This is a genomic window from Streptomyces sp. enrichment culture, assembly GCF_964272895.1.
Taxonomy (GTDB): domain Bacteria; phylum Actinomycetota; class Actinomycetes; order Streptomycetales; family Streptomycetaceae; genus Streptomyces.
In genome coordinates this window covers 3,488,781-3,511,760 of the sequence record NZ_OZ186832.1, presented here as the reverse complement: position 1 = coordinate 3,511,760, position 22,980 = coordinate 3,488,781, and the positions used below count along the sequence as shown (strand labels likewise).

The following is a 22,980-nucleotide window of genomic DNA, read 5'->3' as shown; positions in this document are numbered from 1 at the left end:
TCACGCACAGCCCCCGCCGCAACTGCCCCGGAGGAGAAGAAGCATGAGCCGCAGCGACGTCCTGGTCGACGCCGACTGGCTGCAGGAGCACCTGGACGACCCGACGATCGCCATCGTCGAGGTCGACGAGGACACCTCCGCCTACGAGAAGAACCACATCAAGAACGCCATCCGGATCGACTGGACCAAGGACCTCCAGGACCCGGTCCGCCGTGACTTCGTCGACCAGGAGGGCTTCGAGAAGCTCCTGTCGGAGAAGGGCATCGCCAACGACCACACGGTGGTCCTCTACGGCGGCAACAACAACTGGTTCGCCTCGTACGCCTACTGGTACTTCAAGCTCTACGGCCACGAGAACGTCAAGCTGCTCGACGGCGGCCGCAAGAAGTGGGAGCTGGACGCCCGCGAGCTGGTCGCCGGCGACGAGGTCCCCGAGCGTCCGAAGACGGACTACAAGGCCAAGCCGCAGGACACCTCCATCCGCGCGTTCCGCGACGACGTCGTCAAGGCGATCGGCACGCAGAACCTGGTCGACGTCCGCTCGCCCGACGAGTTCTCCGGCAAGCTGCTCGCCCCGGCCCACCTGCCGCAGGAGCAGTCGCAGCGTCCGGGCCACGTGCCCACCGCCCGCAACATCCCGTGGTCGAAGAACGCCAACGACGACGGCACCTTCAAGTCGGACGAGGAGCTCAAGGAGCTCTACGCCGAGGAGCAGGTGGACCTCGCCAAGGACACGATCGCCTACTGCCGCATCGGTGAGCGCTCGGCCCTGACCTGGTTCGTGCTGCACGAGCTGCTGGGCGTGGAGAACGTCAAGAACTACGACGGCTCCTGGACCGAGTACGGCTCCCTCGTCGGCGTGCCGATCGAGCTCGGCGCCAACAAGTAAGACCTCCCCGACCTTTACCCCTCAAGGAGTGCAACATGTGCGGAGCGAAGGCCGGCGGCCCCGACGCCTCGACGATCAAGCCCGGTGAGACCACGATCCAGGGCCAGGTGACCCGCGACGGCGAGCCGGTGCAGGGCTATGTGCGCCTGCTCGACTCGACCGGCGAGTTCACCGCGGAGGTCCCCACCTCCGCCACGGGCCAGTTCCGCTTCTACGCGGCCGAGGGCACCTGGACCGTCCGCGCGCTGGTCCCCGGCGGCACCGCCGACCGCACGGTCGTCGCCCAGCAGGGCGGCCTCGCCGAGGTCGCGATCGCCGTCTGACGGCACCTGGTACGTCGTAGGGCCGCATCCCACGGGTTGGACGCCTGGGGTGCGGCCCTTCGGCATGCCGCGGACCTACGCTGGACGTATGTACGCGCGGCGACGTCATGTCTACTTCGCCATGATGGGCACCTGCCTGGTGCTGTTCGTCCTGGCGTGGGCGGTCGTGCGACTGTTCTCCACCGAGGCCGCCGTCGCGATGTGCGTGGTGGCCATGGTCATCCCGCCGGTCGCCGCGATGATCGCCAACCGGCGGGGGCCGGACGACCGCTGGTGGGACGACCCCTCCGGGGACCCGCTGTCCGACGAGTGGTGGGACGAGCTGGACGGCAGGAAGCGCCCGCGGTAGGAAGACGGGCATGGCGACCGCGAGGCTCTCCACGGTGGTGCTCGACGCCCACGACGCGCAGGAACTGGCCGCGTTCTACGTCCGCCTGCTGGGCTACGAGGTGCGCGCCGAGGAACCCCACTGGGTGCTCATCGGCCCGCCGCCCGGCACGGAGGGCACGGCGCTGGCCTTCGAGACCGAGCGGGAGTACGTCCGCCCGGTCTGGCCCACCCGGAACCCCGGTGACCAGCAGATGATGCTCCACCTGGACATCGAGGTCGACGACCTGGAGGCCGAGACCGCGCGGGCGGTGGCCGAGGGCGCGGTGCTCGCGGACCACCAGCCCCAGGACGACGTACGGGTGCTGCTGGACCCGTCCGGACACCCGTTCTGCCTGTGGGTGTCCGGCTAGGTCAGTGCACGATCAGTAGACGAGCGCCTGTGTGTCCTCCGCCAGTGCCTCCTGCACGAAGACCTGCGCGCCGGCGATCCGGACGCCCTCGATGACGTCCTTCTCCGTGATCTCCCGGCGGGCCGCGCACTGCGTGCACAGGGTGATCCGGCCGCCGGCGAGCAGCGAGTCGATGAGATCCGGCAGCGGCGCGGCGTGCGGCAGCTCGAACTCGGCCGCCCGTCCCGGCAGCGCGAACCACGACGACTCCCCGGTCAGCCACAGCGAGACGTCCACGCCGCTCGCCACGGCCACCGCCGCGACGGTGAACGCCTGCGAGCACCGCTCGGGGGCGTCCGCCCCGGCCGTCACCTTGATCACCAGCTTCTTCGCCATGCGGGCAGCGTAGCCGCTGGGGCAGCAGGCGCGGCCCTGCGGCGAGGGGGACGCTCCCGACGCCGATCACCGTGAGCAGCCCGCTCCGGAACACTCCCTACCGCCGCCGGGCCGGGGCCCGGAGGGCCTACCTCACAAAGAACGACGGGCTCCGGCCGCGTAAGCTGGGGCCCGGCCGTGTGCACCGAAACCCTCCGCTCACCAAGGAGCACCCCGTGATCCTCTTCTTCGAGATCCTGCTGGTCCTGGTCGTCGTCGGCGTCATCGCCTTCGCCGGCCTGGCCGTGAAGAAGCTGTACCAGGGCCAGCGCTGACCCCCCTCTAGGAAAAGCTGCCAGACATGATCGAGATCCCGTCCGACCTCCACAAGGACCTCGTGCCCCTCGCGTTCCTGCTCGGCAAGTGGGCCGGGGCGGGCGTGCACGACTTCCCCGGCTCCGAGAAGTGCAACTTCGGCCAGGAGGTCTCCTTCACCCACGACGGACGTGACTTCCTGGAGTACCGCTCCCACACCTGGGTGCTGGACAACGACGGCAACAAGGTCCGCCCGCTGGAGTCCGAGACCGGCTACTGGCGTATCGACGACAAGCGCCAGGTCGAGGTCACGATGACCCGCGACGACGGTGTCATCGAGATCTGGTACGGCGAGCTCGCCGACAAGAAGCCGCAGATCGACCTGGTCACCGACGCCGTCGCGCGCACCGCGGCCTCCCGGCCGTACAGCGGTGGCAAGCGGCTGTACGGCTACGTCAAGAGCGACCTGATGTGGGTCGGCGAGAAGCAGACCCCCGAGGTCGCGCTGCGCCCCTACATGTCGGCGCAGCTGAAGAAGGTCGTCACCCCCGAGGAGGTCGAGCGCTGGGCCAAGGCCCTGCCGCAGGACCTGCCGGACGACGGGATCGCCTTCTTCAAGTAGTTCTAGACTCGTCGTGTGGTGAGCACCGACTGGAAGAGCGACCTCAGGCAGCGCGGCTACCGGCTGACGCCGCAGCGCCAGCTTGTCCTCGAAGCCGTGGACACCCTGGAGCACGCGACCCCCGACGACATCCTCGCGGAAGTGAGGAAGACGGCGTCGGGGGTCAATATTTCGACGGTGTACCGGACCCTGGAGCTGCTGGAGGAGCTCGGGCTGGTCAGCCATGCCCACCTCGGGCACGGCGCGCCGACGTACCACCTCGCCGACCGGCACCACCACATCCACCTGGTCTGCCGGGACTGCACCAACGTGATCGAGGCCGATGTGTCCGTGGCCGCCGACTTCACCGCCAAGCTGCGGCAGGAGTTCGGGTTCGACACCGACATGAAGCACTTCGCGATCTTCGGCCGTTGCAAGGACTGTTCCCTGAAGGGTTCAAGTACCGAGTCGTAGGCTTGGGCTCATGAAGAGCCCCCTGCTGTCCCTGCCCGGCGCCGTCCCCGCCGAGGGCGTGGACGAAGGCGTCGCCGCCCACTACGGCGACCTGTTCCGCGAGCAGCGTTCCCTCTCCGAGGGCGCCGGCTTCGTGGACCTCTCCCACCGCGGTGTCGTCACCGTCTCCGGCGAGGACCGGCTGAGCTGGCTGCACCTGCTGCTCACCCAGCACGTCAGCGAGCTGCCGGCCGGCGAGGCCACGGAGGCGCTGATCCTCTCCGCGCACGGCCATATCGAGCACGCGCTGTATCTCGTCGACGACGGCACGACCGTCTGGGCGCACGTCGAGCCGGGCACCCAGGAGGCGCTGATCGCCTACCTGGAGTCGATGAAGTTCTTCTACCGGGTGGAGGTCGCCGACCGCACCGCCGACTTCGCCGTCGTGCACCTGCCCGCCGGCTCCATCGCCGAGGTCCCCGCGGGTGTCGTCGTACGCGAGACGCCGTACGGGCGTGATCTGTTCCTGCCGCGCGCGGACCTGGAGGCGTACGCCGGGCAGGCCGGGCCCCCCGCCGGGATCCTCGCCCACGAGGCGCTGCGCGTCGAGCAGCACCGGCCGCGGCTCGGCTTCGAGACCGACCACCGGACCATCCCGCACGAGCTGGGCTGGATCGGCACGGCCGTGCACCTCCAGAAGGGCTGCTACCGGGGCCAGGAGACCGTCGCCCGCGTCCAGAACCTGGGCAAGCCGCCGCGGCGCCTGGTCTTCCTGCACCTCGACGGCAGCGAGGTGCACCTGCCGGCGCCGGGCACCGAGATCCGGCTCGCCGACGAGGGCCCCGAGGGGCGCAGGATCGGCTTCGTGACGTCCTCTGTGCGCCACCACGAGCTGGGTCCGGTGGCGCTGGCCCTGGTCAAGCGGAACGTGCCGGTGGACGCCCGGCTGGTCGCCGGCGACACGGCCGCCGCCCAGGAGGTCGTCGTGGAGCCCTAGGGGCTGCCTCGCCGATCCCGCCGAGTCCTCCAGGGGCTCAGATCTCCAGCAGCACGGTGAACGGGCCGTCGTTCGTCAGTCCCACGCGCATCTTCGCGCCGAACCGGCCCGTCGCCACCGTCGCGCCCAGGGCGCGCAGCTGGGCCACGACCTCGTCCACGAGGGGCTCGGCGACATCGCCCGGGGCGGCGGCGTTCCAGGTGGGGCGGCGGCCCTTGCGGGCGTCGCCGTAGAGCGTGAACTGGCTGATCACGAGGAGCGGGGCGTCGATGTCGCTGCACGACTTCTCGTCGTTCAGCATGCGGATCGACCAGAGCTTGCGGGCCAGTTGGGCGGCCTTCTCCTTGGTGTCCTCATGGGTGACGCCGACCAGGACGCACAGTCCCTCACCGGTGATCTCCCCGACGGTCTCGCCGTCCACGACGACACTCGCGCCGTCCACCCTCTGTACCACTGCACGCATGCGGACCATCATGCCGTGGGGTCCGGGAGCCGTGCACAGGGGCTTCTTTTCGCTCCTTAAGAGCCCATCTGGGGCCGTTCGGGGGCACTCGGTCACATTGCGGCCACTTGGGGTGGCACGATGCTGTCCACACGCCGGTCGAGGGGACGGTAGAGGCGTATGAGCACACCGAGCACCGGGCGGCTGGGCACGACCACCCAGCGCACGCCCGTGCAGCGCACGGACAGCCCGACGGGTACGGCGGGCAAGGCGGTCGCGGGTCTTCCCGTGGAGCGGGGCGCGCCGGAGCTGGGGCGGCTGAGCCTGCCCGAGCTGCGGGCGCTGCGGCGGGACGCGCAGCGGGACGAGGCCGACCTCAGCTATGTGCGGCGGCTGCTGCAGGGGCGGATCGACATCCTGCGCGCGGAGCTGGTCCGGCGGGGGCCCACCGTGCCGCCGCAGCCGGGGGAGGTGTCGGTCGTCGAGCGGCTGCCGGAGATCCTCACCGACGCCCCGGCCCGGCACCGGTCCTCCGCCCGGCACGTCACGCTGGGGACGCCGCACGGGGAGGAGTACCGGCGGCTGGCCTCCGAGATGCTGTCCGAGGTGTCGCTGTCGGACCTGGGGGCGCGGACGGACGTCGAGCTGACCGCGGCGATGGTGCGGCTCGTGCGCTACGAGCAGGAGGTGTCCCGGCGGCGGGCGGGCCTGCAGGCCACGACCGACGCGTGCAGCGCGGAGATCGCGCGGCGCTACCGGGAGGGCGAGGCCCAGGTGGACGACCTGCTGGTGTGACGCCTCGGCGCCGGGAAATGCGGGCGACAGGCGGGGGGGAGATGCCTACCGTGGGCCCATGACTGGGCACACCGACATCGCCGTACGTTCCCTCACCGACGCCGACACGGCCGACTGGTCCCGGGCGCTGAACACCGGGTTTCTGCGCACCCCGAGCGTGTCGGCGGACGAGGTCGCCGACCGGGGGTCGTACATCGATCCCGGGCGGACGCTCGGGGCGTTCGAGAGCGGGCGGTGCGTGGCCACGTTCCGGTCGTTCGCGCAGGAGCTGACGGCGGTGGGCGGGGGCGTGGTCGCGGCGGACGCCATCACCAATGTGACCGTCTCGCCCACGCACCGGCGGCGGGGGCTGCTCAGCCGGATGATGGAGCGCGATCTGGCGGCGGCGAAGGAGCGCGGGGACGTCGTCGCGACGCTGATCGCGGCCGAGTACCCGATCTACGGGCGGTTCGGGTTCGGCCCGGCGACCTGGGCGGCCGAGTGGACCGTGGACGTGAAGCGGGCCGGGCTGGACCCGCGCTGGGCGGGGCCCGAGGACGGTGGGCGCATCGACCTCGTCGAGCCCGAGGACGTGCGGAAGCTGGGGCCCGAGCTGTACGAGCGGGTGCGGTCGGCGCAGCCGGGTGCGGTCGACCGCAATGAGCGGTGGTGGCAGGTGACCACCGGGGCGGTGCGCCCGGAGCGCGCCGCGTGGACCGAGCCGTTCTTCGCCGTGTACCGGTCGGCGGCGGGTGAGGTCGAGGGGCTGGTGTCGTACCGGTCGGACGACAACTGGCAGGCCAAGCAGCCGCACAACACCGCGCGGGTGAGCTGGCTGGTGGCGTCGAGCCCGGCCGCGCAGCGGGCGCTGTGGCACTACCTGTGTTCGATCGACTGGATCACCGAGGTGAAGTCCGGGTGGCGGGCGCCGGACGATCTGCTGCCGCTGCTGCTGCCCGATCCGCGGGCCGCCCGGATCACCACGCAGGCGGACTGGCTGTGGGTGCGGATCCTGGACGTCGTACGGGCGCTGGAGGCGCGGACGTACGAGGCGGAGGGCGAGCTGGTGCTGGAGGTGACCGACCCCGACGGGCTGAGCGCGGGGCGGTATCTGCTGCGGGCGTCGGCCGAGGGGGCGTCCTGCGCGGGGACCGGGCGTCAGGCGGATCTGGTGCTGGGCGTCGGTGAGCTGGGGGCGCTGTGGCTGGGCGACGAGTCCGCGGTGCGGCTGGCGGCGCTGGGGCGGGTCGGGGAACAGCGAGCGGGCGCCGCCCGGCTGGCCGACGCCCTGCTGCGTACGTCCCGGCGGCCTTGGTGCCCGGACGTGTTCTGAGGGGTGCCTCTCCTTCCGGTCGGGGACGGGGCCGCTGAGGTATTCGGTTGTGGCTGTGCCGCTCATCCGTAGCGCGCTGTTCGGTTGTGGCTGTGCCGTCCGCCCCTGGGGCGGACTGTTCGGTTGTGGCGGTGCCGCTCGCCCCGGGCGGGCGAGCTGTTCAGTTGTGGCTGTGCCGTTCGGTGTGGCCGTCCGCCGGGCTCCCGGCTCCCCTCCGGAGGAGAGCGCCGGCGGGGACCAACCCCCGTGAAGTGTGACCAGGTTGCCTGAGTTGGCGACCAACTTCATTACGCTTATCTCCACTTGGGGAGATCCCTAACCACCCGTTGTGAAGTGCGTGGAGATGGCCGGAAGTTGTGCCCCGCGATCAGACCGCGGGGCTGTTCACTCTCAGGGCGAGAACCGCCGCGCCGACGGAGCTGACGGCGGGGTTCCTGGCCTTCAGGCCGATGGTGAGCAGGAGCAGCCCGATGATGCCGGTGGTGCCGTACCTGGACTGGACGAGCTGCTCAAGGGCGATGACGAACACCGCGGAGAAGAGTGCGAGGACGGGCACGGTGGTTCCCCCTTCGGGCAGGAGGCAAAGCTTCCGCCAACTTGGCCAAGTTGGTGACCAACTCTGAATAAGTTGTCCCCACTTGGTCGATACTCATAAACAACTTCCCGGTAACTCCCCATAGATGGATCAGAGTTGTAGCGTTTGGTCGTGACTCAGGAGAACGTGGCAGTGAACGGCAGCAGAAGGCTCACGCCCCAGGAGATAGCCGACACTCTGCGCGAGCGGATCCGGACCGGCGAACTCAAGGCGGGCGACCGCCTGAAGACCCAGGCCGAGCTGGCCGAGGAGTTCGGCGTGGAGCGCGGCACGGTCCGCCAGGCGCTGCGTGCCCTCCAGGAGGACGGCCTGCTCAGCAATGTGAGCAAGGGCAGCCCCCCGCGCATCGCCGAGCCCGCCCGTGCGCAGGCCGAGCCGCAGCCGACCATGGTCGCCCTCGCCCCGCGCCTGATCGAGGCGTTCTCCGCCCGCCAGGTCCGCATCGACGCCGCCTGTCTCACCGCCGAGACGCTGATGCTGGCCCTCGGCGAACCCCTGCGCCGCATCCACGAGGGCCGCGTCCGCCCCGAGTCCATCGACGTCCGCATCCTGCTGCCCTCCCGGAAGATCAACCTCGCCTTCCCGGTCCCGGTCGACACCCGCAGCGGCGACGACGAGGACCCGGTGCACGAGCGCTGGCTCGCCCAGCGCAACGCCCAGGGACACGTGCTGCGCCACAACCTCCAGGCCCTGCGCGCCACCCACGGCATCGACGTGCGTGTCACCTTCCGCGCGCTGCCCTTCACCCCGCCGTCCAAGCTGTACGTCCTCAACGGCACCGAGGCCCTGTTCGCGTACTACATGGTGGCCCGCCGCGAGGAGACCACGGACGGCGAGACCCTCGACATGTACGACGTGCTCGGCACCGAATCGCTGTTGTTCTGCTTCGAGAAGCGCCGCGGACATCAGGACCAGGCATTCGTCGAACAGTCGCAGCTGTGGTTCGACGCCCTCTGGGAAACCATCACCACGGACCTGACACTCTCCTAGTGACTTCCTTGACGACGCGGACTGAGAGCGACCTCCGACGGCTGCGGGAGACGGTCGGACGTGCGCGGGTGGTGCTCTGGGACTTCGACGGGCCGATCTGCGGCCTGTTCGCCGGGCACTCGGCGGAGAAGGTGGCCGGGGACCTGGTGGAGTGGCTGGAGGGGCAGGGGCTGCGGGAGCTCCTGACCGCCACCGAACGGGACTCACTGGACCCGGTCGTCGTGCTGCGGGCCGTGGACCGCAGACGCCCGGGCAGCGACCTCGTCGTGGAGCTGGAGGAACGCCTCACCCAGCACGAGCTGCGTGCCGCGCCGACGGCGATGCCCACCGCCTACGCGGACCCGCTGATACGCACCTGGACGGCCGTCGGCGTCCGGCTGGCCGTCACCACCAACAACTCGCCCGGCGTGGTCCGCTCCTACCTGGAGGACCGCGGCCTCGCCCGCTGCTTCACCCCGCACATCTACGGCCGCACCACCGACCTCCACCTCCTCAAGCCCCACCCGCACTGTCTGCACCGGGCGCTGAACGCCACGGGCGCGGCACCCGGGGACGCCCTGATGATCGGCGACGCCGCCACCGATCTCCTCGCCGCCCGGCGGGCGGGCGTCCCGTTCCTCGGCTACGCGCGCAACCCGCGCAAGGAGAAGCTGCTGCGGGACGCCGGCGCCACCACGGTCGTCAGCTCCCTGGAGCCCGTCCTGACGGCACTGCGCTCGCCCGCCTGACGACGGTGAACGCGCTCGCCCGCCTGACGCCGGTGACCGCCGTACCCGCATGTCCCCCACATCCCTTCCACTCCCCGTGAAGCGGTCAAGTAGCCGTCCAATTGGACGGGTTGATTGAAGGTGGTGTCCCCGCGGTGACTGATCCCTAATCAGGGCCGGGCGGCCGAAACCCGGCCAACTGCGGTCAGGTGGCCGGAGGTTGACCGGTACCGGTGTGCCGGTGGACCGGAAGCGGTACGGTCGGGGGGTGGGCGACCAGCAGGGCGGCGGAGACGGCGGCGGCCGGGAGTTCCAGCGCGTCTCCGACGAGCTGCGGTCGCGGATCACCGACGGGACCTATCCCATCCGGTCGTTCCTGCCGTCCCAGCGTGATCTCGCCGAGGAGTTCGGTGTCTCGCGGGACACCGTCCAGCGGGCCCTGCGCGATCTGTCCGACGAGGGCTGGATCAAGTCCCGCCGCGGCAGCGGCTCACGGGTGATCAGGACCCAGCGCATCCAGTCCTCGACGGCCCGCGCCACCCGCTCCCGCCGCGGCGTCACCCTCGGCCCGCTGATCAGCGAGGCGTTCGAGAAGCCCGAGGTGACGCTGGACGTTTACACCCTCACCTCGGAGACCCTCGACCCGCATCTGCGCCTGCAGGTGGAGCGCATCCGCCGCGGCTACATCGCCCCGCAGCGCATCGCCCTGCGCATGCTGCTGCCCTCGCCGGAGATCCCGCTGCCCTACCCCCGGGTCAAGGACGACCGCCGCGACACCCGGCTGCTGGAGCGGCTGCACCGGATCACCGCCCGCCACACGGAGTCGCTGCGCGGCGCGCTGCTGGAGCTCGGCACCGAACAGCTGGTGCCGGAGGTCGACGTCCGGGTCCGCCACGCCCCGCTCGCCCCCGCCTTCAAGCTCTACCTGTTCAACGGCGACGAGGTGCTGCACGGCCCCTACGAGGTGGTGGAACGGCCCCTCGCCCTGGACGAGGGCGTGGTCACTGCCCTCGACGTCCTCGGGCTCGGCGCGACCCTCACCCACCACGTCAAGGACGGCGACCCCGACTCGCCGGGGTCGGTGTTCGTGGCCAGCATGCAGTCCTGGTTCGACTCGGTGTGGCGGCTGCTCTCCGAGGAGGACCCGGAGGAGGAGCGCGCCGTGCGCTAGCCTGCCCGGACCTCGAACGGCTTCAGGCGGAAGAGTGGCAGACACTCCGCCCGGCTTACTCGACCACGCCCCCGGTCGTTCGCAGTATCGGCTGCGGCTCCGCCGCAGATCCCGTCCGTCGTCCTGCGAGTCCCCCGGAGTGGCCAAGTGGGCGCACCCCCCGTTCCCGTGCTTCCGCTGCGGGGCCGCCCCGCCGCCGACGGCCAGGACGTCTTCGGCGCGTTCGTCGCCGACGCCGCGGCCCGGGGACACGCCAGCAGCGGGCACCACAACCACAACTACGCCGTGCCGCTGACGGAACGGACGGCCCGCCTGCTGGGCCGGGCGCCCGGCACCACCGTCACCGTGCGCGTGCCGCGCGCCGAGACCCTGCCCGTGGTGATCAGGACCTGGCGCGATGAGGCGCGGATCCTGACCGCCGTACGGGCCGTGCTGCCCAATGTGCCCCAGTGCCTGGTGACCGGCGACGGCTACGCCGTCCACAGCTATGTGGAGGGCGTCCCGCTGTCCAGCCTCTGCGGCAACGGCAAGCCCGTCGCGCCCCGGCTGATGAAGACGCTGGCCGAACTGCTCGCCCGGCTGACCCAGGTGCGCCGCTCCGCCCTGCCCCCGCTGCCGCCGGGCTGGCCGGGCAACTACACCGACAGCCGGGCGTTCCTCCAGGCGCTGGCGCACACCGCGGACCGCCAGATCCGGCAGGCCAACTGGCCCGCCTTCGGAGGGCTCTTCAAGGCGCTCGGCATCCCCGAGGACGCCCTGCTGCGCCTCGGCGAGCGGATCCCGTCCATGGCCCGCCGCCCCTACAGCCTCCTCCACGGCGATCTGCACCGCGACAACCTGATCATGTCCTACGAGGGCGATCCACCCGTCATCTGCATCGACTGGGAACTGGCGACCTACGGCGACCCGCTGCACGACCTCGCCACCCATCTGGTCCGGATGCACTACCCCGCCGCACAGTGGCCGCGGGTGATCGACCTGTGGGCGGACGCCATGCGCGAGCTGCGCCCGGCGGCGGTCAACGGCCTGGGCAAGGACCTGGAGCACTACATCGCCTTCGAGCGGGCCCAGTCGGTGTACCCGGATGTGATGCGGGCCGCGAAGTCGCTGGAGGAGTCCTTCGACCAGCGGAGCCTGGACCGGGCGACGGAACGGGTGTGCCGGGCCCTGGCGGCGGCCGAGGCGCCCCTCGGGCTCAGGAATGTGCCGGACCAGGACGAGACCGCCCGGATCCTCTCCCGGTGGCGTGCCTCCCGTGGCGACGGCACCGGGCGCGGCTGGGCCCTGGGCGCCCGGCACATCCCGTGGTCCATGGACCGGCGGGTGCCCCAGCGCCCCGACTTCCCGCCGTCCGCGGTGCACCGGGCGCTGGTCGCCGAGGGCGCCGCCCCGGCCGGCCGGGTGTTCAAGGGCACCGCCCACCTGAACTCCGTCGTCCGGGTGGCCGGCGTCGGCTTCCCCGTGGTGGTGCGGCGCAAGGCGGCCCATGTGCTGCGCCGCGAGCGCAGCTTCCTCAGCGAGCACGCCGTGCTGCGGGCGATCGAGTCCGCGGGGGTGGAGGTGGCGGCGCCCCGAGTGCTGGCGCTGGGCCGCAGCAACGGCACGGACGCGTTCGCCATCCACACCTACGAGGGGCCCGACGACATCGACCAGCCCCCCGTCCACCCGGTGCACGGCCTGCTGCCGCGCGAGGCCGACCGGCTCGTCGACCAGCTGTGCGCGCTGACGAGGGTGGACTACCACCAGGTGGACCCGGCGGCCGGTGAGGGCCGCTTCTCCACCTGGCTGAGCGGCCAGCTGGTCGAGCTGGTCGCCGAGCTGCCCAAGGAGTCGCAGCAGCTGGCCCGCTTCCTCGGGCTGCCCGACGCCGACCGGCTGGCGCAGATGCTCGGCCGCCACCGGGTGAGCCACCGCCGGCCCGCCCTGCTGCACGGCGACCTGAACCCGTGGAACCTGGTCCGCCGCGACGACCGGCTGGCGCTCACCCTCATCGACTGGGAGCTGGCCGTGGTCGGCGACCCCCTCTACGACCTGGTGCGGCACATGCACCTGACCCCGACCCGCCCGGAGATCCGCGACCGGATGCTGCGCCGCTGGGAGCGCGCGCTGCCCGCCGCGTACACGGTCGACTGGCGGCGGGACTGGCAGGTCTACCGCCGGATCGAGATCGTGCGCTCGGCGTACATCGACCTCGACCGGCTGGTCACGGGAGCCGGCCTGGACGCCCCCAACGTGCGCCGCGCGGTGGACTCGTACGGTATGACCATGGCCGCCGCGATCGCCGCGCTCGGCCTGCCGCTGGGCCGGGCCGCCAACCGCCATCTGGTCCGCGCGCTGGCCTAAGCCCCGTCCGGCGGCTGGCGTCTGCCGGCCGGGCTCACACCTTCAGCACGACCTTCCCCAGCAGCCCCCGCCCCTCGATCGCCGTATGGGCGTCGGCCGCCCGGTCCAGCGGGAACACCCCGCCGATCACCGGCCGCAACCGCCCCGCGGCCGCCTCCGCGAAGGCGGCGGCGGTCAGCCGGCGCACCTCGGCGGGGCCGTACTGGTAGTCCTGGATGCCGGACAGCCGGATACCGCGGCGCTGGGCCTCCTCCGCGTCGACCGGGGCGAAGCCGCCGCTGGGCGCGCCGTGGGCGGAGAAGCGGCCGCCGTCGGCGGTGAGGGCGAAGGCGGTGGCGCCGAGGGTGCCGCCGACACCGTCCAGGACGACGTCCGCGGCACCGCCGAGCGCGGCGCGGGCCCGCTGCGGCCAGTCGGTGGCGGCGAGCTCGACGCTCTCGTGCGCGCCGAGCTCCCGCACCAGCGCCCGCTTGGCCTCGCCCCGCGCCGGCGCCACGACATGGGCCCCTCGGGCGCGGGCCAGCTGGACCAGCAGGGTGCCCATGCCGCCGGACGCGCCGAGGATCAGCACCCGGTCACCGGCGGCCACACCGACCTGTTCGACGACCCCGGAGGCGGTCACCCCGTCGTGGACCAGGGCGGCCGCGAGGCGGGGCTCCAGCGCGTCCGGTACGACGGACAGGGCGTCCACCGGCGCCACCGCCCGTTCGGCATAGCTGCCGGTGACGAACGCGGCGACCCGACGCCCCCGCCACTCCTGCGCGACCCCCGCGCCCAGCGCCCGCACCACCCCGACGACACCGCCTCCGGGAACGTAGGGCGGCCGCACGGGGAAGTACTCCTGCCCCCAGCCCGCCCGCAGCTGCGTCTCCAGGAAGATCGTGTCGGCGTACGCGACGTCGATCAGCACCTCACCCGCCCCCGGCTCCGGATCCGCCACCTCCACCGGCACCAGGACCTCCGGACCGCCGAACTCCGTCACCTGCACCGCGCGCATGACTCCCCCAGGACAAGATCGTTTCTGCTGTCACCGGCAGTCTTCGTCCTCAAGCGCACTTGAGGTCAAGGGCCGCCGTAGGCTCTGCGCATGGGTGAGATGGGGCTGCGCGAGCGCAAGAGGCAGCGGATGTACCGCGAGGTCTCGGACATCGCGGTGCGGCTGTTCCTGGAGAAGGGCTTCGACGCGGTGTCCGTGGCGGAGGTGGCCGCCGCCGCGCAGATCTCCAAGCCGACGCTGTTCCGCTACTTCCCGGCGAAGGAGGACCTCGTCCTGCACCGCATCGCCGACCACGAGGAAGAGGCCGCGCGGATCGCCGCCGGGCACCCCGAGGCCCCGCTGGCCGCGCTGCGCCGGAACTTCCTGGACGGGCTCGCCCGCTTCGACCCGGTCACCGGTCTGAACGACGACCCGGAGGTGCTCGCCTTCCACCGCCTGCTCTACGGCACCCCCTCCCTGGTCGCCCGCGCCCACGGCCACCAGGAGCGCGCCGAGGCCCGGCTCGCCGAGGCGCTCGGCGGGGACCTGGACGCCCGTCTGGCGGCCGGGCAGATCGCCGCCGTACAGCGGGTGCTGGCCATGGACAACTGGCGGCGGATCGCGGCGGGGGAGAAGGCGGCGGACCTGCTGCCGCGGGCGGTGGCGGCGGCCGAGCGGGCGTTCGGGCGGCTGGAGCGGGGGTTGCCGGAGCTGGGTGGAGGGGGGTGACGGAGCCGCGGCCGGGCGGACGGGGGTGACGGAGCCGCGGCCCGGGCGGGCGGGAGTGACGGAGCCGCGGCCGGGCGGGCGGGAGCGAAGGAGCCGCGGCCGGGCGGAGATCTGGACGTGACCGAGTAAAAAATTTAACCGAGTAACGAAAAGTGGGTACGCTGGTCCGCATGACCACGGCCGACCCCGCCCTCACCCGTGCCCTGTCCCTCGAGCGCGCCCACCACGACGCCTGCCGGGCCGCGCTGGCCGCGATGGCCGAGGACGCCGACGACCAGGTCGTCGTCGGCGAGAACGTCTCCGCCTCCGGCGCCGACGCGGAAGTGCTCGGCTTCCGGCTGCGCAGCCAGGCGAAGGCGCTGCGCGAACTGCCCGAGGGCCCGCTGTTCTTCGGCCGCCTCGACTTCGGCGCGGACGCCGGCGACCACACCGGCCAGCGCTACCACGTGGGCCGGCTGCGGATCAGCGAGGACCCGGCGGCCCCGCCCCTCGTGGTGGACTGGCGCGCCCCCGTCTCCCGCGCCTTCTACCAGGCGAGCGCCCGCGACCCGCAGGGCGTGGCGGTCCGCCGCCGCTTCGGCTGGGCCCCCGGCAGCCGCGGCGACAGCGCCGACCTGACCGGCCTGGAGGACGAGCACCTGGCGGCCGGCGAGGACCGCACCAGCGCGATCGTGGCCCGCGAGATCGAACGCCCCCGCGTCGGCCCGATGCGGGACATCGCCGCCACCATCCAGCCCGAGCAGGACGACCTGGTGCGCGCCGGCCTCACCGTCTCCCTCTGCGTGCAGGGCGCCCCCGGCACCGGCAAGACCGCGGTGGGCCTGCACCGGGCGGCCTACCTCCTCTACACCCACCCGCGGCGGGTCCAGCGGGGCGGCCTGCTGATCCTCGGCCCCCACCGCACCTTCCTCACCTACATCGCCGAGGTGCTGCCCTCCCTCGGCGAGACCGGCGTACGCCAGTGCACGCTCCTGGAGGAGATCGCCCGCCACCCGGCGACCGGCGGCGACGAGGACGCCACGGCCCGGCTCAAGCACGACCCGCGCATGGCCGAGGTGCTGCGCCGGGCCCTGTACGCGCGGGTGACCCCGGCCGCGGCGAGTGCCCTGACCATCCGTGAGGACGCGGGCCGCCTGCATCTGGACGCGGACGACCTGCGGGAGATCGTGACCGGCGTCCGCGCCGAGAACCTGCCCTACGACACCGGCCGGGAACGCGTCCTGGCCCGTGTCGTACGCGCCCTGCAGGACCGGGCCGAACGCCGCTCGGGCCCTCGCCCGGCCGCCTGGACCCGCCGGGTGGAACGAGCCGCCCGCCCCCACCTGGACGCCCTGTGGCCCCGGGTCCGCCCGGAGGAGGTCCTGACCGCCCTCCTCACCGACCCCGGCACCCTCGCCCGCGCGGCCGACGGCCTGCTCACGCCCGGCGAACAGCGGACCCTGCTGTGGCCGCGGCCCCCGCGGTCCTGGAAGTCGGCCCGCTGGTCGGCCGCGGACCTGGTCCTGCTGGACGAGCTGTCCGGACTCCTGGCCCACCCCGAGTCCTACGGCCACATCGTCGTCGACGAGGCCCAGGACCTCTCCCCGATGGAGTGCCGCGCCATCGCCCGCCGGGCCCGGTTCGGCTCCCTCACCGTCCTGGGCGACCTGGCCCAGGGCACCACGGCGTGGGCCGCCCGCGACTGGCGCGCGCAACTGGCCCACCTGGGCAGGCCGGACGCCGTCGTGGTCCCCCTCACCACCGGCTTCCGGGTGCCCGCGCAGGTCGTGGAGCTGGCCAACCGCCTCCTGCCCCACCTGGACGTCGACGTCCCCCCGGCCCGCTCGCTGCGCCCCGACGGCCGGCTGCGGCTGAGCCCGGCCCCGGCCGCGGGCCTGTCCGCCGAGGTGGTCGGGGCCGTGCGCGAGGCCCTCACCCGCGAGGGCTCGGTCGGCGTGGTGGCCGACGCCACCGATGTGCCCCGCCTGCGCACGGCCCTGACCGCGGCCGGGCTGGAGCCCTCCGGCCCGGACGAACCGGGCGCCCGCCTGACCCTCGTCCCCGCCGACCTCGTCAAGGGCCTGGAGTACGACCATGTCGTCGTCGTGGAACCGGCCACGATCGCCGAGTCCGGGGAACGCGGCCGGCACCGCCTCTACGTCGTCCTGACCCGCGCGGTGTCGAGCCTGGACGTGATCCACGCCCGGCCGCTCCCCTTCTAGCCGACACCCCCTAGGCCAGCAAGGGGATCAACTGCTCCTCCTCGTACGTCAGATGGGCCTCCAGCTCCAGGGTCAGCCGCTCGACCTCGGCGCGGGCCGTCGCCGTGTCCCCGCCGTCGACCGCCGCCCGCAGCTCCTCCACGAGCGCGGCGATCCGCTCGTGCTCCGCGCGGAGCCGTTCCAGGGCCGCCGCGGCCTGCGGATGGCGGTCCGCGATGAACGGGAAGAGACCGAGGTCCTCGCCCGTGTGGTGGTTGTGCAGGCCGTGGCAGAAGGTGAGGCAGTTGACCCGCAGCTGAGCGCCCAGGCCCGGCCCCGCCTGGCTCATCTCCTTGCGGAGCAGGGCCAGTTCCTGCCGGAAGGCGTCATGGACGACCTTGACCGCGTCCGCGAAGGACTCCGCGTTGATCTCCGGCGGCCCGTCCCCGGCGATCTCGTGCAGGGCGACCACCGGGATCGTACGGCCGGCCTTCTCCTGGTACTCCGCCCAGCCCGGCTCCGCCTCCACGGCCCGCGCGAAGGCCCGGTCCCGCTCCGCGCCGGTGAGCGGCACTGCCCGCGCCCGGTAGGTGAACGTGCCGGTCTCGACGGTCACTTCGGGATGGGCGAGCAGGTTGTGGTACCAGTCCGGGTGGTGCGGGGCGCCCCCGGCGGAGGCGATCACCAGGACCCGCTCGCCTCCGTCGGGCAGATAGCCGACCGGTGTGGTGTGCGGGCGCCCGCTGCGGGCGCCCGTGGTGGTCAGCAGCAGCAGCCGGCCGCCCTCGAAGGGTCCGCCGACCCGGCCGTGGCGGGCCCGGAACTCGTCGATGACACGCTGATTGAAATCGTTGGGCATACGTCGCTTTCTCTGTCGCTCGCTTCGTTTCTCAGGGACACGGAGGAGAGACGGAGACGGCGGGCCCCTGGCCCGCACCGGCCTCACTCAGAGGCCGGGCAACACCCAACTCGCTCGCGGCACACGGCCGACCCGGCAGTCATGCGCCGAACCTAGCCGGGGGCGGCGCGGGCGGACAAGGGCTTTTCGCCGGCCCTCAGCCCCGCCGACCGAGCAGCTCCGTCACCCGCATGAACCCGTCCTGGCCGTGCCCCAGCCCGATCACCCGCCGTGCCAGGCCCTCCGTGGCCCGCATCACGCTCGCGTCGATCCCGTGGGCCTCGGAGGCGTGGACGATGTGGGACATGGTCGAGACGGCGGACGTGACCGGGTTGATCTCCCCCGAGTACGTCCCGTCCTCCACGTCTGCCGCGAACTCCTCGAACAGCGGCGGCAGGATCGCCGCGATGCCCTGCGCGAAGCGCGCCAGCTCCCGCGGCGTCACGCCCTCGGCCTGTGCCAGGGCGAGCGCGTGCGCGTACCCGGACATCGACGTCCAGAAGATGTCGAGCAGCGCGAGGTCGTACGCCGCGGCCCGCCCGATGTCCTCACCGAGGTGCGTGTGCGTCCCGCCGAGCGCGTCCAGCACGCCCCGCACCTCCTCGTAGAGCCCGAGCGGCCCGGAGTACAGGAAGACCGCCGAGTCGGTGCCGATGCTCGGCGCGGCCGTCATGATCGCCCCGTCGAGATACCGGATCCCGTGCCGATCGGCCCATTCCCCGAGGTCACGGGCGCGAGCGGCGGTGTCGGCGCTGAGCTGCACCACCGTGCGCCCCTTCAGCTCGGCGGCGACCTCGTCCTGCCGCAGCACCGCGTCCGCGGCGTCGTAGTTCACCACGCACACCACGGTCAGCGGACTCGCCGCGACCGCCTCCCGCGCCGAAGCCGCGCGCAGCGCCCCGCGGGCCACCAGCTCGGTGTCCCGCCCGGCGGTGCGGTTCCAGACGGTGGTCCGCAGCCCGGCGTCCAGGAAGGCCCCGGCCAGGGCGCGCCCCATCGGGCCCAGACCGATGACGGTGACGGCAGACTGATCCTCGTAGACAGACATGCTTCAACCCCTGACGAAAACAAGCACAATTGACAGGACAGACGAACAACTCACAAGAAACGGGGCGAGAATGACCCGCAGCCGTGCCCAGGACCCGAACGTCTGTGGAGTGACCGCCGCGATCTCCGTGATCGACGGCAAGTGGAAGACCGCGCTGCTGTGGCTGCTGGAGTCCGGCCCGCACCGGCCGGGCGAACTGCGCCGGCGGCTGCCGGGTCTCACCGAGAAGGTGCTGACTCAGGCGCTGCGCGAGATGGTGGAGGACGGTCTGGTGCACCGGGAGGTGTACGACGTCCTGCCGCTGAAGACGGTGTACTCGCTGACCGACTTCGGCCGTGAACTCTCCGAGGCCCTCGCCCCCCTCTCCGACTGGGGCCACCGCCGCCTGGAGCGGCTGGTGGCGGCTTCCTGATCACCTGCGTCCAGCCTCGCGCGGCGGGCGGCGGCTGCCAAGTACCCACAAAAAAGTGGGTAGAAGGCCGGCCGCCGCACGGCACACTGGCCTCATGAGCCTCGTGAATCCCGCCGACCCCGATCCCAAGGCCGCCCTCGGCCACTACCTCCAGAGCGCCCGCGACGCGCTGCTGTGGAAGCTGGACGGCCTCACCGAGTACGACGTCCGCCGCCCGATGACGCCGACCGGCACCAATCTGCTGGGCCTGGTCAAGCATGCGGCGACCGTGGAGCTGGGCTACCTCGGCGACACCTTCGGTCGGCCGCACGGCGAGGCGCTGCCGTGGCTGGAGGCCGCCGCCGAGGACAACGGCGACATGTGGGCCACGGCCGACGAGACGCGGGAGGACCTCGTCGGGCTGTACCGCCGCGCGTGGGCGCACGCGGACGCGACGATCGAGGCGCTCCCGCTGGACGCCGTCGGCAAGGTCCCGTGGTGGCCCGACGGCAAGGACGAGGTCACCCTGCACCACGCCGTCGTCCGTGTCATCGCCGACACCCACCGCCACGCGGGCCACGCCGACATCCTCCGCGAGCTCCTGGACGGCACCATCGGCGTGAACGAGACCAACACCAGCCTCCCGTCCACGGACCCCGCCTGGTGGTCGGAGTACCGGGCCCGCCTGGAGACCGCGGCGAAGGAGGCCCAGGCCCGCCAGGAGGCGGGCGGCTGACGCACCGGAGGCTCCGGCGCGCGGCAGGCCGGAGGCAGCCGCTCGGAGAGCCGGCGGGGAGCGGCCGGTGTCAGTTCTCCGGGCGCTGCAGCAGATGGGCGAAGGCGTCCAGGTTGCGGGTGGACTCGCCGCGGGAGGTCCGCCAGGCGTACTCGCGGCGGATGGCGGTGGCGAAGCCGAGTTCGAGCAGGGTGTTGAAGCTGCCGTCGGCTGCTTCCAGGACCTGGCCGAGGAGGCGGTCGAGCTCGTCGGGGGTCACGGCGGCGAGGGGGAGCTTGCCGGTGACGTAGATGTCGCCGAGCGGGTCCACGGCGTACCCGACGCCGTAGAGCTTGAGGTTGCGCTCCAAAAGCCAGCGGTGGACGCCGGACTCGTTCTCGTCGGGACGGCGGATGACGAACGCGTTCAGGGACAGCGAGTGGCGGCCGACCCTGAGCGAGACGGTGGTCGACAGTTTGCGGACGCCCGGGAGCGTGACGACGTAGTGGCCGGCCTCCGGGCTCTCCCACTCCAGCTCGGCGTCCTTCAGGACGTCCTCGACGATCCGCCTGGCCTTCTCGACATCACCCATGGTGGGAGCGTACGTGACGGCGGTGGGCGTGCAGGGCGGCCGTGTAGACCTCGGCGGTCGCGGCGGCCGCGGTGTCCCAGCCGAAGGAGCGGGCGTGCCGGGCGGCGGCCGCGCCCATGGTGGCGGTCAGCTGCGGGGCGTCGGCGAAATCGCGCAGCACGCGCGCGTACGCGGCCGGATCGTGCCCCTGGACCAGGAAGCCGGTCTCGCCGTTCCGCACGGCCACCGGCAGCCCGCCGACGGAGGCCGCGAGCACCGGCGTACCGGCCGCCTGCGCCTCTATGGCGACCAGCCCGAAGGACTCGCTGTACGACGGCATGACCAGCACGGACGCGGCACGGAACCAGTCGGCGAGCTGCTCCTGCCCGACGGGCGGCCGGAACCGCACGACGTCCGCGATGCCGAGCCGGGAGGCCAGCTTCTGCAGGCCCTCGGGCTTGGCGAGGCCGCTGCCGCTGGGGCCGCCGACCACGGGGACGACCAGGCGGGAGCGCAGCTCGGGGCGCTGGTCCAGCAGGACGGCCACCGCGCGCAGCAGCACGTCGGGGGCCTTCAGGGGCTGGATGCGGCCCGCGAAGAGGGGGATCAGGGCGTCCTGGGGCAGGCCGAGGCGGGCGCGGGCGGCGGCGCGGCCGTCGGCGGGGCGGAAGCGGTCGAGGTTGACGCCGGGGTGGACGACCGCGACCTTCGCGGGGTCGGCGGCGTAGTGCCGGACGAGCTCGTCGGCCTCCTCGGCGGTGTTGGCGATGAGCCGGTCGGCGGCGTTGACGATCTGGGTCTCGCCGATGACACGGGCGGCGGGCTCGGGGGTGTCGCCGTCGGCGAGGTTGGCGTTCTTGACCTTGGCCATGGTGTGCATGGCGTGCACCAGGGGCACGCCCCAGCGCTGGGCGGCGAGCCAGCCGACGTGGCCGGAGAGCCAGTAGTGGGAGTGGACGAGGTCGTAGTGGCCGGGGCGGTGACCGGCCCATGCCTGCATCACGCCGTGCGTGAAGGCGCACAGCTGGGCCGGGAGGTCCTCCTTGGCCAGGCCCTCGTAGGGGCCCGCGTCGACGTGCCGGACGGTGACGCCGGGGACGATCTCCACGGTGGGCGGCAGCGCGGCCGCGGTGGACCGGGTGAAGATCTCGACCTCGATGTTGATCGCGGCGAGCCGCTGGGCGAGCTCCACGATGTAGACGTTCATGCCGCCCGCGTCGCCGGTGCCGGGCTGGTGCAGGGGGGAGGTGTGCACCGAGAGCATGGCGACGCGGCGGGGGCGGCGGTGCCCGAGCCGGAGCCGTGAGGGGGCCGCCGGGGAGCGACGCCCGAGCCTGCCGACGTAGTGGCTCACGTGGCGTTCCTCCTTGCTGCGGGCATGCCGTCAGGAGGACCTGGCGCGCCCTCCAGGGGATGCAACGCCGGAGGTGCTGGTTCCATTTCCCGGGCGGTCACCGGGGGACCTTCTTTGCCGAATCATTACGGAGTGTCGCTCAACCGTTCGATTATGTGAGGCGTCCCGCCACGGCGTCCTGGGGCCCGCCGCCTTCCGCATACCCTCGTAGGCATGACGTCCCGCGCCACCCCCGCCCCCTCTCGGCCCCGTCCGAGCGGGGTCGTGGGCACGGTCACGCGCGGGACGACGAACCCCAACCGGCTGCGCCGGATGGACCGCTGGATCGCCGCCACCCACGGCCACGAACTGCGCCGCGCCGCCGACCCCGTGGCGGTCGACCTCGGCTACGGCGCCGCCCCCTGGACGGCCGTCGAACTGCTCGGCCGGCTGCGTGCCGTCGCGCCCCGCGCGCGCGTGGTCGGCATCGAGATCGAACCCGAGCGGGTCCGGGCGGCCCGGCCCTACGAGCGGGACGGCCTGGTCTTCCGGCACGGCGGCTTCGAGATCCCGATCCCCCAGCGCCCGCTGCTGATCCGCGCGGCCAACGTGCTGCGGCAGTACGACGAGGAGCAGGTCGCCGACGTCTGGGCGGGGCTGTGCGCCCGGCTCGCCCCGGCCGCGGGCCCCTCGCGCGGCGGGCTGCTGGTGGAGGGCACCTGCGACGAGATCGGGCGGCGGCACGTCTGGGTCGCCCTCGGACCCGAGGGGCCGCGCACGGTCACCTTCGCCACCCGGCTCGGCTCGCTCGACCGGCCCTCGGACCTCGCCGAGCGGCTGCCGAAGGCGCTGATCCACCGCAATGTCCCGGGCGAGCCGGTGCACGCCTTCCTGCGCGACTTCGACCGCGCCTGGGCCGCCGCCGCGCCCTACGCCTCCTACGGCGCCCGCCAGCGCTGGATGCGGGCGGTGCGGGACCTGAGCGCCGACTGGCCGGTGACGGACGGGCCGGCGCGGTGGCGGCAGGGCGAAGTGACCGTGCGGTGGGGGGCGTTGGCGCCGGTCGGCTGAGCGGGGCGCGGTGCGGGTCGGGGTGGGCGGGGCGAGGGTCG

At 72.8% G+C, this 22,980-nt stretch carries 26 protein-coding genes; 18 read left to right on the top strand and 8 right to left on the bottom strand.

Annotated elements, in window-relative coordinates; all coding sequences use genetic code 11:
- Positions 1-43 precede the first annotated feature (43 nt).
- The 4 genes from ACSU6M_RS15840 to ACSU6M_RS15825 all read left to right on the top strand — a co-directional run bounded on the left by ACSU6M_RS15840 (position 44) and on the right by ACSU6M_RS15825 (position 1,952).
- Positions 44-889, top strand: a complete 846-nt coding sequence (locus tag ACSU6M_RS15840; protein ID WP_437070372.1) for a sulfurtransferase — start codon at positions 44-46, stop codon at positions 887-889.
- A 35-nt stretch (positions 890-924) separates the two neighbouring features.
- Entirely contained in the window at positions 925-1,212 is a 288-nt protein-coding gene (locus tag ACSU6M_RS15835; RefSeq protein WP_110628959.1) for a DUF1416 domain-containing protein, read from the top strand.
- An 88-nt stretch (positions 1,213-1,300) separates the two neighbouring features.
- Positions 1,301-1,561, top strand: coding sequence for a DUF3099 domain-containing protein (locus ACSU6M_RS15830; protein ID WP_437070371.1), 261 nt, complete (start codon positions 1,301-1,303; stop codon positions 1,559-1,561).
- A gap of 10 nt (positions 1,562-1,571) precedes the next feature.
- Positions 1,572-1,952 (top strand): VOC family protein, encoded by a 381-nt coding sequence (locus ACSU6M_RS15825; RefSeq protein WP_437070370.1) that lies wholly within the window; start codon positions 1,572-1,574, stop codon positions 1,950-1,952.
- Positions 1,953-1,964: 12 nt separating this feature from the next.
- Here ACSU6M_RS15825 and ACSU6M_RS15820 read toward each other — a convergent pair whose 3' ends face one another.
- Positions 1,965-2,327, bottom strand: coding sequence for a DsrE family protein (locus ACSU6M_RS15820; protein ID WP_437070369.1), 363 nt, complete (start codon positions 2,325-2,327; stop codon positions 1,965-1,967).
- Between the two features lie 340 nt (positions 2,328-2,667).
- On the opposite strand from ACSU6M_RS15820, the gene ACSU6M_RS15815 reads away from it, so the two are divergent.
- The 3 genes from ACSU6M_RS15815 to ygfZ are packed head-to-tail and all read left to right on the top strand — an operon-like array spanning position 2,668 to position 4,672.
- Positions 2,668-3,243 (top strand): FABP family protein, encoded by a 576-nt coding sequence (locus ACSU6M_RS15815; protein ID WP_437070368.1) that lies wholly within the window; start codon positions 2,668-2,670, stop codon positions 3,241-3,243.
- Positions 3,244-3,258: 15 nt separating this feature from the next.
- Entirely contained in the window at positions 3,259-3,696 is a 438-nt protein-coding gene (locus ACSU6M_RS15810; protein WP_437070367.1) for a Fur family transcriptional regulator, read from the top strand.
- A 10-nt stretch (positions 3,697-3,706) separates the two neighbouring features.
- Positions 3,707-4,672: a CAF17-like 4Fe-4S cluster assembly/insertion protein YgfZ gene (gene ygfZ, locus ACSU6M_RS15805; protein ID WP_437070366.1), complete on the top strand. Its 966-nt coding sequence runs from the start codon at positions 3,707-3,709 to the stop codon at positions 4,670-4,672.
- Between the two features lie 37 nt (positions 4,673-4,709).
- On the opposite strand, the gene dtd is transcribed toward ygfZ, so the two are convergent.
- The gene (gene dtd / locus ACSU6M_RS15800) at positions 4,710-5,135 is read right to left on the bottom strand and encodes a D-aminoacyl-tRNA deacylase (RefSeq protein WP_437070365.1); all 426 of its coding nucleotides are present in this window, start codon (positions 5,133-5,135) and stop codon (positions 4,710-4,712) included.
- A gap of 159 nt (positions 5,136-5,294) precedes the next feature.
- On the opposite strand from dtd, the gene ACSU6M_RS15795 reads away from it, so the two are divergent.
- Both ACSU6M_RS15795 and ACSU6M_RS15790 read left to right on the top strand, forming a co-directional pair.
- Positions 5,295-5,909: an RsiG family protein gene (locus ACSU6M_RS15795; RefSeq protein ID WP_437070364.1), complete on the top strand. Its 615-nt coding sequence runs from the start codon at positions 5,295-5,297 to the stop codon at positions 5,907-5,909.
- Between the two features lie 58 nt (positions 5,910-5,967).
- Entirely contained in the window at positions 5,968-7,221 is a 1,254-nt protein-coding gene (locus ACSU6M_RS15790) for a GNAT family N-acetyltransferase (RefSeq protein ID WP_437070363.1), read from the top strand.
- A gap of 367 nt (positions 7,222-7,588) precedes the next feature.
- Here the strand turns inward: ACSU6M_RS15790 and ACSU6M_RS15785 are convergent, their stop codons facing one another.
- Positions 7,589-7,777, bottom strand: coding sequence for a hypothetical protein (locus tag ACSU6M_RS15785; RefSeq protein WP_437070362.1), 189 nt, complete (start codon positions 7,775-7,777; stop codon positions 7,589-7,591).
- Positions 7,778-7,921: 144 nt separating this feature from the next.
- Here ACSU6M_RS15785 and ACSU6M_RS15780 point away from each other — a divergent pair, with 144 nt between their 5' ends.
- The 4 genes from ACSU6M_RS15780 (at position 7,922) to ACSU6M_RS15765 (ending at position 13,027) form a co-directional block, all read left to right on the top strand.
- Positions 7,922-8,806, top strand: a complete 885-nt coding sequence (locus ACSU6M_RS15780; protein ID WP_437070361.1) for a GntR family transcriptional regulator — start codon at positions 7,922-7,924, stop codon at positions 8,804-8,806.
- 8 nt (positions 8,807-8,814) lie between these two features.
- Positions 8,815-9,534: an HAD family hydrolase gene (locus ACSU6M_RS15775; RefSeq protein WP_437070360.1), complete on the top strand. Its 720-nt coding sequence runs from the start codon at positions 8,815-8,817 to the stop codon at positions 9,532-9,534.
- A 247-nt stretch (positions 9,535-9,781) separates the two neighbouring features.
- Positions 9,782-10,684, top strand: coding sequence for a GntR family transcriptional regulator (locus tag ACSU6M_RS15770; RefSeq protein ID WP_437070359.1), 903 nt, complete (start codon positions 9,782-9,784; stop codon positions 10,682-10,684).
- A 147-nt stretch (positions 10,685-10,831) separates the two neighbouring features.
- Positions 10,832-13,027 (top strand): aminoglycoside phosphotransferase family protein, encoded by a 2,196-nt coding sequence (locus tag ACSU6M_RS15765; protein WP_437070358.1) that lies wholly within the window; start codon positions 10,832-10,834, stop codon positions 13,025-13,027.
- A gap of 34 nt (positions 13,028-13,061) precedes the next feature.
- On the opposite strand, the gene ACSU6M_RS15760 is transcribed toward ACSU6M_RS15765, so the two are convergent.
- Positions 13,062-14,024, bottom strand: coding sequence for a zinc-binding dehydrogenase (locus ACSU6M_RS15760; protein WP_437070357.1), 963 nt, complete (start codon positions 14,022-14,024; stop codon positions 13,062-13,064).
- Positions 14,025-14,114: 90 nt separating this feature from the next.
- Here ACSU6M_RS15760 and ACSU6M_RS15755 point away from each other — a divergent pair, with 90 nt between their 5' ends.
- Positions 14,115-14,732: a TetR family transcriptional regulator gene (locus ACSU6M_RS15755; protein WP_437070356.1), complete on the top strand. Its 618-nt coding sequence runs from the start codon at positions 14,115-14,117 to the stop codon at positions 14,730-14,732.
- Between the two features lie 170 nt (positions 14,733-14,902).
- Positions 14,903-16,933: a HelD family protein gene (locus ACSU6M_RS15750; RefSeq protein WP_437070355.1), complete on the top strand. Its 2,031-nt coding sequence runs from the start codon at positions 14,903-14,905 to the stop codon at positions 16,931-16,933.
- Between the two features lie 10 nt (positions 16,934-16,943).
- Here ACSU6M_RS15750 and ACSU6M_RS15745 read toward each other — a convergent pair whose 3' ends face one another.
- Both ACSU6M_RS15745 and ACSU6M_RS15740 read right to left on the bottom strand, forming a co-directional pair.
- Positions 16,944-17,771, bottom strand: coding sequence for a nitroreductase/quinone reductase family protein (locus tag ACSU6M_RS15745; RefSeq protein WP_437070354.1), 828 nt, complete (start codon positions 17,769-17,771; stop codon positions 16,944-16,946).
- A gap of 196 nt (positions 17,772-17,967) precedes the next feature.
- Positions 17,968-18,858 (bottom strand): NAD(P)-dependent oxidoreductase, encoded by an 891-nt coding sequence (locus tag ACSU6M_RS15740; protein WP_437070353.1) that lies wholly within the window; start codon positions 18,856-18,858, stop codon positions 17,968-17,970.
- A 70-nt stretch (positions 18,859-18,928) separates the two neighbouring features.
- On the opposite strand from ACSU6M_RS15740, the gene ACSU6M_RS15735 reads away from it, so the two are divergent.
- Positions 18,929-19,270 carry a winged helix-turn-helix transcriptional regulator gene (locus ACSU6M_RS15735; protein WP_437070352.1) on the top strand — a complete coding sequence of 114 codons (342 nt, stop codon included), beginning with the start codon at positions 18,929-18,931 and terminating at the stop codon, positions 19,268-19,270.
- A gap of 94 nt (positions 19,271-19,364) precedes the next feature.
- Entirely contained in the window at positions 19,365-19,985 is a 621-nt protein-coding gene (locus ACSU6M_RS15730; protein ID WP_437070351.1) for a DinB family protein, read from the top strand.
- 70 nt (positions 19,986-20,055) lie between these two features.
- Here ACSU6M_RS15730 and ACSU6M_RS15725 read toward each other — a convergent pair whose 3' ends face one another.
- Complete coding sequence (locus ACSU6M_RS15725; RefSeq protein ID WP_437070350.1) at positions 20,056-20,556, bottom strand: YbjN domain-containing protein; 501 nt, start codon at positions 20,554-20,556, stop codon at positions 20,056-20,058.
- The gene (gene mshA / locus ACSU6M_RS15720) at positions 20,549-21,889 is read right to left on the bottom strand and encodes a D-inositol-3-phosphate glycosyltransferase (protein WP_437070349.1); all 1,341 of its coding nucleotides are present in this window, start codon (positions 21,887-21,889) and stop codon (positions 20,549-20,551) included. The genes ACSU6M_RS15725 and mshA overlap by 8 nt, the downstream gene beginning before the upstream one ends.
- Positions 21,890-22,102: 213 nt before the next feature.
- Between mshA and ACSU6M_RS15715 the strand changes: the two genes are divergently transcribed.
- A complete protein-coding gene (locus ACSU6M_RS15715; RefSeq protein WP_437070348.1) occupies positions 22,103-22,939 on the top strand; it encodes a class I SAM-dependent methyltransferase in 837 nt (278 codons plus the stop codon).
- The last annotated feature ends 41 nt before the right edge of the window (positions 22,940-22,980 follow it).

Bases quoted from the DNA above. Each gene is read 5' to 3' on its own strand.
- ACSU6M_RS15820 (WP_437070369.1), bottom strand. From the start codon at position 2,327: ATGGCGAAGAAGCTGGTGATCAAGGTGACGGCCGGGGCGGACGCCCCC.
- ACSU6M_RS15755 (WP_437070356.1), top strand. From the start codon at position 14,115: ATGGGTGAGATGGGGCTGCGCGAGCGCAAGAGGCAGCGGATGTACCGC.
- ACSU6M_RS15835 (WP_110628959.1), top strand. From the start codon at position 925: ATGTGCGGAGCGAAGGCCGGCGGCCCCGACGCCTCGACGATCAAGCCC.
- ACSU6M_RS15825 (WP_437070370.1), top strand. From the start codon at position 1,572: ATGGCGACCGCGAGGCTCTCCACGGTGGTGCTCGACGCCCACGACGCG.
- ACSU6M_RS15730 (WP_437070351.1), top strand. From the start codon at position 19,365: ATGAGCCTCGTGAATCCCGCCGACCCCGATCCCAAGGCCGCCCTCGGC.
- ACSU6M_RS15715 (WP_437070348.1), top strand. From the start codon at position 22,103: ATGACGTCCCGCGCCACCCCCGCCCCCTCTCGGCCCCGTCCGAGCGGG.
- ygfZ (WP_437070366.1), top strand. From the start codon at position 3,707: ATGAAGAGCCCCCTGCTGTCCCTGCCCGGCGCCGTCCCCGCCGAGGGC.
- ACSU6M_RS15740 (WP_437070353.1), bottom strand. From the start codon at position 18,858: ATGTCTGTCTACGAGGATCAGTCTGCCGTCACCGTCATCGGTCTGGGC.
- ACSU6M_RS15815 (WP_437070368.1), top strand. From the start codon at position 2,668: ATGATCGAGATCCCGTCCGACCTCCACAAGGACCTCGTGCCCCTCGCG.
- ACSU6M_RS15745 (WP_437070354.1), bottom strand. From the start codon at position 17,771: ATGCCCAACGATTTCAATCAGCGTGTCATCGACGAGTTCCGGGCCCGC.
- ACSU6M_RS15840 (WP_437070372.1), top strand. From the start codon at position 44: ATGAGCCGCAGCGACGTCCTGGTCGACGCCGACTGGCTGCAGGAGCAC.
- ACSU6M_RS15795 (WP_437070364.1), top strand. From the start codon at position 5,295: ATGAGCACACCGAGCACCGGGCGGCTGGGCACGACCACCCAGCGCACG.
- ACSU6M_RS15760 (WP_437070357.1), bottom strand. From the start codon at position 14,024: ATGCGCGCGGTGCAGGTGACGGAGTTCGGCGGTCCGGAGGTCCTGGTG.
- ACSU6M_RS15830 (WP_437070371.1), top strand. From the start codon at position 1,301: ATGTACGCGCGGCGACGTCATGTCTACTTCGCCATGATGGGCACCTGC.
- ACSU6M_RS15725 (WP_437070350.1), bottom strand. From the start codon at position 20,556: ATGGGTGATGTCGAGAAGGCCAGGCGGATCGTCGAGGACGTCCTGAAG.
- ACSU6M_RS15750 (WP_437070355.1), top strand. From the start codon at position 14,903: ATGACCACGGCCGACCCCGCCCTCACCCGTGCCCTGTCCCTCGAGCGC.
- ACSU6M_RS15790 (WP_437070363.1), top strand. From the start codon at position 5,968: ATGACTGGGCACACCGACATCGCCGTACGTTCCCTCACCGACGCCGAC.
- dtd (WP_437070365.1), bottom strand. From the start codon at position 5,135: ATGCGTGCAGTGGTACAGAGGGTGGACGGCGCGAGTGTCGTCGTGGAC.
- ACSU6M_RS15735 (WP_437070352.1), top strand. From the start codon at position 18,929: ATGACCCGCAGCCGTGCCCAGGACCCGAACGTCTGTGGAGTGACCGCC.